Origin of the sequence: Peptoniphilus sp. HCN-40583 (genome assembly GCF_037892835.1) — a bacterium.
Taxonomy (GTDB): Bacteria; Bacillota; Clostridia; order Tissierellales; family Peptoniphilaceae; genus Aedoeadaptatus; species Aedoeadaptatus rachelemmaiella.
In genome coordinates this window covers 18,493-32,485 of the sequence record NZ_JBBKBU010000007.1, presented here as the reverse complement: position 1 = coordinate 32,485, position 13,993 = coordinate 18,493, and the positions used below count along the sequence as shown (strand labels likewise).

7 protein-coding genes are annotated in these 13,993 nt (G+C 50.4%); 5 read left to right on the top strand and 2 right to left on the bottom strand.

The window, feature by feature from the left end; translation table 11 throughout:
- The first annotated feature begins 9 nt into the window (after positions 1–9).
- The 5 genes from WKT05_RS03465 to WKT05_RS03445 all read left to right on the top strand — a co-directional run bounded on the left by WKT05_RS03465 (position 10) and on the right by WKT05_RS03445 (position 10,578).
- On the top strand, positions 10–5,622 hold the full coding sequence (locus WKT05_RS03465; protein WP_340412919.1) for an S-layer homology domain-containing protein: 5,613 nt from the start codon (positions 10–12) through the stop codon (positions 5,620–5,622).
- 111 nt (positions 5,623–5,733) lie between these two features.
- Complete coding sequence (locus tag WKT05_RS03460) at positions 5,734–6,315, top strand: GNAT family N-acetyltransferase (protein WP_340412918.1); 582 nt, start codon at positions 5,734–5,736, stop codon at positions 6,313–6,315.
- Positions 6,305–7,291 carry a DnaD domain-containing protein gene (locus WKT05_RS03455; RefSeq protein ID WP_340412917.1) on the top strand — a complete coding sequence of 329 codons (987 nt, stop codon included), beginning with the start codon at positions 6,305–6,307 and terminating at the stop codon, positions 7,289–7,291. Before WKT05_RS03460 ends, WKT05_RS03455 begins: the two co-directional genes overlap by 11 nt.
- Positions 7,292–8,269, top strand: a complete 978-nt coding sequence (locus tag WKT05_RS03450; RefSeq protein WP_340412916.1) for an ATP-binding protein — start codon at positions 7,292–7,294, stop codon at positions 8,267–8,269.
- A 1,118-nt stretch (positions 8,270–9,387) separates the two neighbouring features.
- A complete protein-coding gene (locus tag WKT05_RS03445; protein ID WP_340412915.1) occupies positions 9,388–10,578 on the top strand; it encodes a pyridoxal phosphate-dependent aminotransferase in 1,191 nt (396 codons plus the stop codon).
- 680 nt (positions 10,579–11,258) lie between these two features.
- Here the strand turns inward: WKT05_RS03445 and WKT05_RS03440 are convergent.
- A complete protein-coding gene (locus WKT05_RS03440) occupies positions 11,259–13,055 on the bottom strand; it encodes an oleate hydratase (RefSeq protein WP_340412914.1) in 1,797 nt (598 codons plus the stop codon).
- A 173-nt stretch (positions 13,056–13,228) separates the two neighbouring features.
- A complete protein-coding gene (locus tag WKT05_RS03435; protein ID WP_340412913.1) occupies positions 13,229–13,801 on the bottom strand; it encodes a TetR-like C-terminal domain-containing protein in 573 nt (190 codons plus the stop codon).
- Positions 13,802–13,993: the final 192 nt, after the last annotated feature.

Sequence of the window (13,993 nt, the reverse complement as noted above, 5' to 3'; positions counted from 1 at the left end):
GAGGATACTTTGAAAATAAGATACACAGCATTTATGCTGGCTCTGCTCGTGCTGGTGCAAGTGTTTGCGCCGGAAGTGGCACGGGCGAAATCGAGTGAACCGTCAAAGAAAACGGCGGTTCAACTCGTGAAAATGGGTGCTTTAGATCCCAAAACGTATCCTAAACTGGATAATAAGGCGATCTTGGCAATTCAAAAGCAAGCAAGAAACAACCAGAACAGATTTAGAACGGGGAGGAGCGGCTTCTTTTCAGCAGGAAGCCCCTATCTGCCCGGACAAACCCCGCCAGACAATGAAAAAGCGGCAGCTTACGGTAATTTACACGTAGACTTTGTGGCCGAAGGCTTGAAAGACAATGGAGTGACAAAGCCCTTCCAATGGAGTGAGATATTCGGCACAGATTCCAACGGCAATCCGGGAACAGCCAATATCTACTTCGTTCAAAAAGACGCAAAGACCAACAAAAAAATTGCCACTTTTAAATTAACCGTCGACAAGGCAGGGGAATATAGTTTAAATGACTTCAATGGAAAACCTGCCAAGTTGCCCTTGTATTCCAAGGCCCTAGAGCCCTATAAATACGATGTGGAACTGGAGACAGGCGTATCGGAAAAAGTAACCTTACTGACCGTGGATTTGTCAGAAACAGGTGACAAAAAACCTTCGTTTAAAAAAGATGGAGACGGCAATATCGTTGCCGACATTCCCCTCTATTTAAAGATTGGCCAAACTGCTTCGACGAAATTTATTTCCGAGTGGCACACAGGCGTGGCAAAAGATGCAAGACCGCCGGTGAATGGCGAATTCAATAATAAAATCGACGAGTACCCAGGTTATTTTCCTTTCTCAAAAGATGATGGGGGATCCATCATTATTCGAAATGATTTCGTGAATAACTCGGATTATCAAGATCCCGGCTATACGGAATATCCTCCTTCGTCTTTATTAAGTGTTCCTGAGGTAAAAGTTACTGAAGGAATAGAATTTGCAGATGAAAACGACACAGCAGGAAAACCGACTTATAATTTTGACGAAGCCAACAAAATCATTACGACCTTAGACGGAAAGCATAAGTTCAAATACGACTTCACCTACGACGTGGTGAAGGGCGGGAAGCTGATCATGACGGAAATCTTGCCCGTGACTTTCGACGCCAATGGCGGGAAGTTTGCTAACTTCACTGCTCCCGATACGGAGACAAAGATCGTCAAGGAAGTTGAATACGACGGCACGGTGGTCGACAAGGCGGAAAATCCCACGAAGGATCGTGAAACCTTTAAGGGCTGGTCATTAACAAAGGGTGGAGCTATCGCCACTGATGCTGATTTTGCAAACATCAAAGAAGCCAAGACTCTCTACGCCATTTGGGACAACAACAAAATCACGGCGGAAGAACTGACGGTTCATGAGTCTTTTAAAGCTGATGGGGCTACAGAATATACTAATAACTTTATTCCGACGCTTGACCAATTAAAAGGACAAGTCAAGATTAAAGGCGCGAATGGCACGCCCCAAGCACTAGCAGATGATGACACTTTTGAAATATTAGATGATAGTGGCGCTGCCATTACCGGCGATGCATTAAAAGATTATCTATATGAAAAATTAAAAGAAAAAGATAATTCTAATGATGAACCTACAAGGGTAGAAACGGTCAAGGCGAAAGTCTCCCACGCAAACGGCACGATCCAAACCGTGGACATTCCCATTAAGGTCATCAAAAACATTTACGAAGCCAAGACCGAAGAGGGTAAGCCGAATTACGTCCCGGAAGGCTATGTAAAAGTCACGGTCGATCCGACGACAAAGGCAGAGAAACCGCAACAATACTTTTACTATGTGAATCCGGCTGCGAAAGTGGTGATCCCCGGGAAAGATCCTGTGGGCACCGGCGACAACAAGTTTGTGAAATGGACGTACAGGGACAACGGAACTGAAACAGAATACAAGCTTGCTGACCACCCGAGGCATAAATTTGGTGCGGAAACCACCATCGAGGCCCAATACGTTTCCGACGTGATTCCGCAAGACGGCGACACAAAGCCAGAAGGCGTACCGGATAATTTCGTTAAGGTCACCTTTGTTCCCACGGACAACGGGACGATGGAAGGCAACAAAATCTTCTGGGTCAACCCGGAAAAGAAAGTCACCATTCCCGTGAAGGATCCTGTAGGGAAAACCTACTACACCTTTAAGAAATGGAAGATCGGCGTAAATGCTGACGGAGCAGTTTACAATCCAAGTACTCCAACGAAATTTACCGATGTAAATGGAACCATCATCACCGCCACCTACGATGAATCGAAGAAAATCATTCCCTATGATCCGAGCGCAGCAGATCCTATGGTTCGCCCGGACGGTTATGTTCGAGTCACCTTTGCGGCGGATCCGGGCTTAAAGCTTACGGAACAAAAAGCCTACTACGTCAAGAAGAACGCAGGGATCACCCTCGGAAATGCTGAACTTGTAAAACCGAAGTATTCCGAGGATACCGGCTACAAGTTCGACAAGTGGGACAAGGAAGACTCCCTTGTCATCGAAGCATCGGACATTGTCGTTACGGCCGAGGCGACGAAGCTGGATAAGGTGATTCCGGAAAAAGACGACAAGGGAAATCCGAACAAAAAGCCCAAAGGTTATGTGGAAGTAGAGTTTAGGGTAGGGCAATCCTTTGGGAAGATTTCCGATGGTGAAATCACGAAATATTACGTCAAGCCAAACACAGAGGTAACGCTACCCCTGCCGAAGACAGAGCCCTACACCGGTTATGTATTTGATGAATGGAAACTAAACGATGAAGAATTTACTTCAAAGCCGACCAAATTCGCTGCTAACACAGCTGTGTGGGGCTGGTTTAAACCGCTAGAATCAATCATACCGAAGGTCAATGATGACGGAACAGAAAACAATAAGCCCAAGGGCTATGTTACCGTCACCTTCGACAAGGGCAGGGACGGAGAAAAAATCACCGGCCAAACAGTCTACTACGTCGATCCGAATAAAGGTGTCTTGATTAAAGCGCTGACTAAACCGGAGGTAACACCGAAGGTGGGTTATCGTTTCAAGGAGTGGTTGTATGCAGACAGCACGGAAATTAAAGACGATTTGAAGGTCGTTGCCGATTACACCCCGCTTGATGGCGTCATTCCAAAGATAAAAGAAGACGGAACGGAAAACGAAAAGCCCGACGGCTACGTTACCGTGAAGTTGATTCCCACGGACAAGGCCACGGATGAAACAAAAGCTGACACGACCTACTACGTCAATCCGACAAAAGAAGTAACCATCCCGAGCAAGGACCCTGTAGGTAAAAAAGTGACCGACAAAAACGGAAACACCTACACCTATCTATTCAAAAACTGGACAGTAAGCAAAGGAACCATCCTTCCTCCTTGGGATAAACCCGAAACAGGCAACACAGAGATTAAAGGAACCTTCACCAAAGAGACGGAAATCACGGCGAAGTACAATATAAAAGCTGAAAAACTGGTGAACGGGCCGAAGGTAAAAGAGAATCCCATAACGGTAATAGACAAATTGCCCGAAGCCAAAGACCTTATCAAGAACCATTACGATCCGGCCGATCCAAACAATAAGGATAACCTACCGGACGGAACGACCTTCACCTACACCCCCGACGGAACGCCGGACGTATCGAAATCGGGCAAACCGACCGCTAAAGTTGAAGTGAAGTATCCGAACGGCAAGACCATGGTCGTGGAAGTTCCCATTACCGTTGTCGACAACGTGGTTCCGCAAAAGGGCAACGAAAAGCCGAACGTGCCTGACAACTATGTCAAGGTCACCTTTGAAATCGAAGGCGAAGGCGGAAAGATTGCAGACGATGCAACCGAAGTTTACTACGTCAATCCTGCAAAAGAAGTGACCGTTCCTCAACCGAAGACGAAGGCCGACACAGGTTACAAATTTGACAAATGGGATCAAGACACAGCGACGGCGAAAAAGTACACCGACGACACGACGGTAAAGGGTAGCTTCACAAAAGGAACGGACATTATTCCTTCGACCAATGATCAAGGTCAACCCAATACCAAGCCCGACGGCTACGTCACCGTCACCTTCGACAAGGGTGCAAACGGAAAAGCCATTTCAGGCCAAACAGCCTACTACGTCAATCCGAATGCAGGTAAAAAGCTTTCCGACATTACGCCCAAGCCGACTGTAACGCCTGATACAGGTTTCACGGCAAACGGATGGGACAAAGAGGACATGACGGAAATTAAGAGCGACATCACCGTAACGGCTCAATATCTACCAAAGGACGATGTCATTCCCAAGACCAAAGAGGATGGATCTGATAACGACAAACCCGAAGGTTATGTCACCGTCACCTTTGTAAAAGGCGAGCACGGAAAAGAATTGACGGGTCAATCCGTTTACTACGTCAATCCCAACAAGCCAGTCGTTCTTAAGGATAAAGCACCTACGGCCGTTCCTAACACCGGCTATAAATTTGCAAGATGGGACACTTCCATCGACAAACCCACCCTATACAAAGAAGGCGATACCATCACCGCTCTCTACAATAACCCGGACGTCATCTCCACAAAGGAAATCGCCGGTTATGTAAAAGTGGAATTCAAGCCGGGAAGCCACGGCAACTTATCCGGGCCGACAGATTATTGGGTTAAGCCCGATGTAGATGTTTACCTTCCCTCTCCGTGGGTCAATGCCAATGATGGCTACCAATTCGACGGGTGGGATAAATTGCTAAGTGTTAAGTTTGGCGCAGGTGCGCCGACTTACGTCATAACGGCGAAATACACTGAGAAGCAGTACCCCACACCGCAGCCGGATCCCATTCCGCAGCCCTACCCCACGCCGCAGCCCAATTTCGTGCCTTATCCCGTCCCCGGTGAAACGAAGACGGTCTATAAGGATCGCACGGTGCTTCGCCGCGAAGTGCGCTACATGCAAGGTTTCGAAGGCAAGTTCCGTCCCGACGACGGCTTGACCCGTGCCGAAGCGGCGCAAATTTTGGCCAATGCACTGAAGGAAGACGGCTACCCCTTCGATCTCCGCTACAAGCTTCCTTATAAGGATACGACGAAGGAAATGTGGTACAACGATGCGGTAAGGATCACCACCCAAGCCGATGTCTTTATCGGTTACGACGACGGCGAATTTAAGCCGCAACGAAAGATCACCCGCGCCGAGTGGATCGCCACCTTGCGCCGGTTCCAATACGTGGATAAAGTGGGCGGCAATTCCCTCCACATGCGCAAAAACCACTGGGCCATTCCCGAAGTGGAAGCGGCCTACCGGAGCGGATGGCTTTCCATCTACACGGAAAAGAAAGCTCCCTTTAATTACGATGAACCCATTTCTCGGAAGGAAGTGGCCGCCGTATCCAACCGCGCATTCCGCCGGGTACGGGACATGGCTTACATCCGTAGAAATGACAAGTTCATGATTAATTACACGGACATTAACAGAGATATGTGGGCTTACGACGACATTCTCTGTGCAAGCAACACGTTCCTTCACCAACGTCAAGGTGCCTACATCGCCTACAAGCGCGGCGACAAGGCCTACACCATCGACGTGAAGGATGCGATTATCGAGCAGGATCTCTTCCAACGGATCCCGAGGCATCGCTAGTGTAAAGAGAAAAGACAGCATCGCCTGTCTTTTTTCTTTTGCCCGAGAAGGAAAAAGTAAAAAAACCCCCTCGCCCCTTATGGTACAATCATAGAAGGAGGAGGGGGTTTTTTGCGCGACAAACATGGCATTGACGTGGCGCCTTTAGAGGAAACCCACGTCCGCGATTTTTTGACCTGGACGGATTACGAGGACCCGCTCTTTAGTGTGTATAATTTTATGGAAGACGAGGACACGGTGGGGGATTGGTACCGCTGGAAGACGAAGGGCCACCGGGATCAGTACTTCGCCATTCTGGAAGCGGGCCGCGCCGTGGGCTACATGGGCCTGAAGCATATTTCCCTCATTACCCGCACCGCCGAGGTGGGCATTATTCTGGACCGGGCGGTCATCGATCGGGGCGTTGGCCGGGCGGCCATGCATTGGCTCTTGAATTACGGTTTTTACACCTTGGGGCTTGAGCGGATTCTTCTGGAGGTGCTTCCTTGGAACGGGCGGGCCATTCATTTGTACGCGTCTTTGGGATTTGAACGAATGGGCAGGGCTTTTCGCCGGGTGGATTTGCCCCAAGGGGCGTTGTATGAAGCGGCCTTCGCTCCCTATCGAAAGCAGATGCGCACCATGGGGCAGTTTTGTGTCGTGTCGGTGCATCAAATGGAACTCACGAAAGGCAGGTGGCGGCGTGGAATTTAAATTGGATCCGCCGAAATTGGATTTAGGGGATACGCCCATTGAAAATATTTTTTTAAACGATTACATGCCCCAGGCCGATGGGGATTTCGTGAAGGTCTATTTGGCCGGGTTGCAGCTGGCTTCAAACGGCGGCGAGGGAGACCACAAGGCTTTGGCCGATCGCCTGAATCTTTTGGAAACGGACGTGAAGCGGGCCTGGGATTATTGGGAATCGGAAGGCATTGTGGAGAAGATCTACGAAGGGGAAAGCTACGGCATTCGCTTTTTGCGTCTGAAGGAGCTTTACACGAAAGAGGTCTACAGCCCCGAGGACAAGAAGAGCGATTTCGTGCGTCGGCTGGAGGATGCGGAAATCGCCAATCTCTTTTCCAAGGTGGAATATTACATGCGCAAGCAGGTGCCCTACCAGCAAAAGCTGGACATCGCCGCCTGGCGCGAGGTGTACAACATGACGCCGGAGATGATTTTGGAGGCTTTTCGCTACGGCACCGAAGAGAAAAACAAGCGCTCCGTCCCCTACATCGAGGGGATTGTGCGGAATTGGGCCGACGGTAATGTGCGCACCCCCGAGGCTTTGGCGGAAAATTTCCGCACCCACGATGCGGCCTACTACCGCTACCGCCACCTGCTTCAATTGATGGGCTTATCCGACAAGCCCTACATTCGCGGTGAGTCCGACGCCGTCACGTCCTACGCCGAGGAAATGGACTTCGCCCTTTTGGAAGAGGCGGCGAAACGCACCGGGGGCATCGGAAAGCCCAACTGGCGGTATTTTGAAAGCATCCTCGCCGCGTGGAAGGCGAAGGGCATTAAAAAGCCCGAGGATCTTTCCAAGGATCAAAAGCCCAAGGTGCTTCGCGGCCATCGAACCCAGCCCATGGCGGGCTCGGCCACGGCCAAATACAGCGCCGATGCCTTGGAAAAAATGGCCCAGCGTAAGCGCCGGCAATTTATAGAGGGGAAAGGACAGAAATAGATGACATCCATCTTCGATAAAATTCGGGCGGATTACGACGCCCTCAGGCGAGCAAATGAACAGACCCTTCGCGAGCGCCGGGAGGAAGCCTACGCCATGGCGCCGGGGCTTGAGGCGGTGGAAGAAAACATCCGCGCCCTGGGCTTTGAAGCGGCCAAGGCCACCCTCGTGAGCGGCGACGCCTCTGTGGCCGATGCGGCCGTGAAGGAGCTCAAAACCTACGAAGCCATGGCACGGGCCATGCTTGTGGAGGCGGGGCTTCCGGCGAATTACCTGGATCCCGTCTACCGCTGCAGCCAATGCAAGGACACGGGCTATTTGGAAAACGGCGCGCGCTGCAGCTGCATGAAGCAGCGGATCACCGCTTATCTGCACCGCTCCAGCCACATCGAGCGGCAGATCGAAAAAAACAACTTCGGCAACTTCCGCCTGGACATCTACTCCGACCTGCCCTTTGCCGACGAGGGCATTTCCCCGCGGCAAAACATGGAAGAGATTCTCGCCGTGGCGGAAAACTTCATCGCCACCTTCGACGAGGCCAACGACATGAATTTGCTCCTCTACGGCCCCACGGGCCTGGGCAAGACCTTCCTTTCCCACGCTGTCGCCGCCGAGCTTATGGCGGCGGGAAAATCCGTGGTCTACGAAACCGCCTTCGGTATGGTAAGGATCTTCGAAGAAAAAACCTTTAATCGCGACGCGACAGACGAAGTGAAAATGGCCTACGACAGCTTATTTTCCGCGGATCTTTTGATCATCGACGATTTGGGCACCGAGCTCACCAATTCCTTCACCAACTCCCAACTCTTTAACATCGTCAACAGCCGCATGATCGACGGCAAAAAAATGATCATCAGCACCAATCTGAGCCCGCGCGAACTTTCCGCCGTCTACGGCGACCGAATCTTCAGCCGCATCTTCCATAAATTTGTGCCCATGGCGTTTTTTGGGAAAGATTTACGTTGGGAAGCTGAATAAAGCCCAAGGGATTGGGCTTTATTCAGCGAGCGGCGCAGGTCGCTTTGTCCCTACTTTTTCTTTTTCCTTCGCACAAATTTTGTTCTTAATTCCCCAGTACACAATTTTTGTGATTCGCTTTCCCTCTTTTCTTAACTCAACATTCCATTCTTAAATGGCTTTTAAACCCGGGGGCAGGGAAAAGAGCTCAGAGCGGAAGGCCGCATTTTCCCCGCCCCCGGGGCCCCCACCCCTTTTTTGGCCGCGTTTAAACTGTAAGAAAATGCCTGCGGCATTTTCTGCTATTTGGGCTGCGTCGCGAAAAGAAGAATGTGAGTTGGGCGACGTTTCTTATTAGGAAAAAGAAACTTTGCCCAACTCACTTACTTTCGTTGGCGACACATCCCAACAGGAATCGAAGCCCGCAGGGCTTCGCACATTAGAAAAGCGTTAGGGTGGAGTGGGATGGGGTCCAGGGGAAGGGCCAGAGGGCGTACAACTATACATCCGTTTCGTGTAGGCTTCGCCTCCCCGAAACGGTGTAAGACTGCATCTGACCTTCCAACGACTCGCTTTGCTCGTCGGGATAGGTCATGAAATCGCAACGCCCTAGGCCCTTCCCCTGGTCTCAAAGCCATGTAGAATTCAAATTTTAAGCGAAAAAAGTAACTTGAATCCATTACGTCAGCTAAGCAATTTCACAGTATGCAACCTAATTTGTGGGGCAGAGGGCGTACAACTATACATCCGTTTCGTGAAGGCTTCGCCTCCCCGAAACGGTGTAAGACTGCATCTGACCTTCCAACGACTCGCGACCCTCGTCGGGATAGGTCATGAAATCGCAACGCCCTAGCCCCTTCCCCGGGTTTCAAAACCTTGCGGGAATGGTATTTTAAGCGAAAGAAATAACTTGATTTTATTACGTTCACTGCGCATTTAAAAAAGCTGCCCCTTGAACTGACGTCCCTTTCCCCTCTTCGGAAAGCAAAAAAAGTGAGCAAAGAAAAAAGTGAGCAAAGAAAAAACAGCCGCAAAAAAAGAAAAGCCCCCCGGGGGGATTGGGGGAGACTTCCTCCCTTGAGAAATCGTTTTATATCCACTATAATGAAGGTAGTCATAGAGAAAGAGAGGAGACAATTATGAAATTATCCAATCGTATCGAGTCCATGCCCTATAGTGCCATTCGTAAACTGACCCCCTACGCCAACAAGGCGAAAGAAGCGGGCAAAAAAGTTTATCACCTGAACATCGGCGCACCGGACGTTGAAACCCCGCAAGAATTCTTCGATGCCATTAAAAACATCGACATGAAAGTATTAAGCTATGCACCCTCTCCGGGGCTTCCCGAACTTCGTGAAGGCATGGCAAAATACTACCAACGCAGAGACACCCCCATGACCGCCGATGACATCGTCGTCACCGCAGGCGGCTCCGAAGCCCTTCTTTTCACCCTGCTCGCCATTACCGACGTAGGCGATGAAATCCTTACCTGCGAACCCTACTACACCAACTACCTTTCTTACTTCATCGAAACCTCCACCACGGTAACCACCTTCCCCACCGTCGTAGAAGACGACTTCCACCTCCCCTCGAGAGAAGTCATCGAATCGAAGATTACCGACAAAACCAAAGCCATCCTCTTGGCCAACCCCGGCAACCCCACCGGTGCCGTCTACACCCAAGAAGAAATCGAAATGATCGCCGACATCGCCATCGATCACAACCTTTGGATCATCGCTGAAGAACTTTACCGCGAATTCATCTTCGACGGCAAAAAATTCCACAGCTTCGGTACCATCGAACGCATCCAAGATCGCCTGATCCTTCAAGACTCCATCTCCAAACGCTTCAGCGGTTGCGGCGCACGTATCGGTAACCTGGCCTGCATGAACAAAGATTTCATCGCCGCCGCCAACAAGCTGGCCACTGCACGTCTGGCTTGCCCCACCGTGGACATGATCGGTGCCGCAGCCCTCTATGAAATCGACGATTCCTACCTGGATCAAATCTCCGAAATCTATCAAGAACGCCGCGACGTCATCGTCGAAGAATTAAACAAAATCGACGGCGTGAAATGCAACATGGCCGGCGGCGCCTTCTACACCGTAGCCGACCTGCCCGTTGACGATGCCGAAGACTTCTGCCGCTGGTTGCTTGAAGAATTCGACGTCGACGGCGAAACCTTAATGATGGCTCCCGCCGCAGGTTTCTACGAACACAGCGAAGACTACATGAGCCAAGTACGTTTGGCTTACGTATTAAACGTCGATGCTTTGAGAAAAGCCATGCACATCCTCGACGAAGGATTGAAAGCTTACAAAGCAAGATAAGAGAAAAACAAAAAACCATGGGTAAATGGCCCATGGTTTTTTAATGTCCGCGATTTATTTTTCGCGCCTTGTCTTCATTAATCACGCCTGAGGAAGGACAAAGACACGGAGCAATTCCTGTTGGGCGTTGTCGCCGATGAAAGAAAGTGAATTGGGCAAAGAATTCTTATTGGCGAAAAAGTATCTTCGCCCAAATAAAAATCACTCAAAAGCGAAGAAGCCCAATACAAATCAAATGCCGTCAGGCATTTGCACTGCTAAAAGGCGTTGGGGGTCGAAGGGGTTGGGGCCCCGGGGAAGGGGCAGAGGGCGAATCGCAACGCCCTGGCCCCTTCCCCGGGTTTCGGAGCCGTAAAAGAAAGGTGTTTTTAGCAATAGAAGTAACTTGATTTAATTACGTTCGCTCCGCATTTTGAAGATCAGCACCCCGCCTTGAGGATCAGAGGGCGTACAACTATACATCCGTTTCGTGAAGGCTTCGCCTCCCCGAAACGGTGTAAGACTGCATCTGACCTTCCAACGACTCGCGACCCTCGTCGGGATAGGTCATGAAATCGCAACGCCCTTTTTCCCTCCCCCGGAAAGGAAGGGTTGAAAGAAGGTACACGAAAAAAACAAGAAAATCCTCCTTCCCCATAAAAAGAAAGAGCCGATTTCCCGTCGGCTCTTTCTTTTCTTTCCTATATTAAATTATATTCCTTCAGCATATTTTCCACCTCGGTCCCGCCGATTCTCTCAGCAATCTTCAGCATAATCTCCATGGGCAGATTGAGCTTGGGTTTTTCCCCGTCGTTCAGGGCGCTGATGCCGGCGAGGAGGTAGCGCATATCGTAGCGGGAGGCGAACACTTCGGGCACGCATTTTTCAACCCCCGTGAGCACATACACGGCTTCCATGGCGCAGCGGGCGGAATATTCCGTGGTAAACACCGTGTCGCGGCCGGGATCGTCCAGGGTTTCGACAAATTGCCCCAAGAAGGCAAAGTTCACGGCGTGCTTCGGCACCACATAGGGTCGATCGCCGAAGCTTCGCGGCATAAACTGCGCCGTAATGTAGGGCATAAACACGGGAATGGTGGAAGTGTCCTTCGCCAGCCCGTCGATTTCATCTTCCGGCACGCCGATGTGGTAGAGCCATTCCTTGGCGATCTCTTCCCCGGTGCAGGCCTTCATGGGCTTCTTCACATAATCGCCTTCCTTGTCCGTAAACAGACCGTAGACCCACACGGCGATTTCATCTTCCGGTTGGCCGATGTATTGGCCCTGGCGGTTAATCGTCCAGCTCATGAGCCAGGACGAATCCCGCGCCGTCACAATCCCCCCGGTTACAACCTTGCCCGTGTAGGGGCTGCGCTTGGTAATGGCTTCGATGTACTTGGCGATGGCCTTGCTCTTTACCGTCACCGTGGCCGATTCCCAATTGGACTTGGCGATGTCCGATGCAAACACCTCGGGCCGTCCGAATTCAGGCGACTTCTTCGCGATGGCCTTCCACAGACGGAAGCTCTTTTCCTCGTCGATGGCAAGATCCGGCGCCGTGTCGTTGGATCCGTAGGCGGAGGATTCCACCAAAGATCCGGTGGTGATAAAGAGCAAATCATTTTCCGTGAGGGCAATGGATTTGTCCGCGCCGCTCACCGCATCCACGGCCACGATCTTCGTCGCCGTCTTTTTGTTTTCCGCCAGATCAAATTCCACATCCAGCACGTCGCAATTGTATTCCGTGCACACGCCCTTGGCCTTGAGCCAATCCATCATGGGCACCACAATGGATTCATATTGGTCGTAGCGGGTAAATTGCAGGGCCGATAAATCCGGCAGACCGGCCACGTGGTGAATAAAGCGATTGATGTAAAGCTTCAATTCCAAAACCGAATGCCAATTTTCAAAGGCAAACATGGTGCGGTAGAACGTCCAGAAATCACTTTCCAAAAACTCGTCGCTGAACACCTCTTCCACGGACACACCTTCCAGCTTTTCATCCGGCGTCATGACCAAGTGGAGAATCTCCTTAATCACGTCATTGGAAAGATTAAACTTCCCGTTGTCATCGCGCTCCCCACGATTCTTCGTGACGCGGCAGTGGCTGAAATTCGGATCGTCCAAATTCGTGTAATACAAATCGTCGAGAATGGACATGTTCGGATCTTCACGCGAAGGAATCACGCTCAACAGATCCCAAAGCACCTCGAAATGATGCCCCGTTTCCCGGCCGCCCCGAGCCACATAGCCCAGATCCGAGAGAAGCTTCCCGTCCAGGGCGCCGCCGGCAATGGAATCTTTTTCCAAAAACACAATCTTCGACGGATCCATCTTCGCGTCCTTAATCAAAAAGCCCGCCGCAGACAGCCCCGCGATTCCCGTGCCCACGATGTAGGCCTTTTTGTCGTCGATCCCCGCGGGCTTTCTGGAATTCACCAGGCGGTCGTAATCCCCGTTGCCCAGCTTCAACCGTTCGTCAAACGTTTTAATCTTCATAAATCATTCCTCCCTTGTTTCATTGATTTCATGATACAAAGAGAAAAAGAAGGTGACAACGGTTAAAACAGCCCCTTTGTCCGAAACTTGGACATGAAGAGAAAATTGCAACAGATTAGGACAAAACAAAAAAAGTGTACAAAACCTTCCCGAAGAAAGCCCTGTACACCACATTACTCACTTAAGGATTCACTGATCTTCAGCGAGCGCTCAATATTGCCGTCGAACAAGCGTCCGATGCGAAAAATCACCGCACTCGGAGAAGCCTGCATCCCCTCCTGCACCCACTTATCCAAAAGGCCCACAAGCGCCGCCCGGTAAAAATCCGTCACCAGCCGCTTGTCCTCGGCCTTCGCCCGAATCCCCTTCGCCTCGCACACAGAATCCACATAGCGCGTCATCACCGAGTCGCACAATTCGAAAAGATACGCGTCCCTGTCCTTCTTGTCGATGGACTGAAACAGATTCTGCGCCGCCCGCTTGTTTTCCAAAAGAAAAGACACCGCGTGCAAAAGCCCCTCCTCCCAAGAGAGCGTGGCGTTGAATTCCGCATCCACCTTCACCAACTCGTCGGCCCAAATCTCCTTCACCAAAGAGTAAATATCGTCGTAATGGTAGTAAAACGTGTTTCGGCTGATCTCGCATCGAGCCGCCAATTGGGCGATGGTAATCGAATGAAAATTTTTTTCCTCCAGAAGAGTCAAAAACTCCCCCTTAATCAATTCCTTCGTGTACTGCCTTGCCACACAATCGCCCCCTTTCCTTCCATTATATATATTTACCCGCCGCGTAACATAATTGTACCACAGAGAAAAAAAGTCTGAAAAGGTGCGTTAGAATTAAAAAACAAGAGAAAAATTTAATTTTCCGCCTCTCAAAAAATTTTTTTTGGAAAAAAATCATAAAGAGTATGTAGTTGGTGGACTATTCCATTGTTT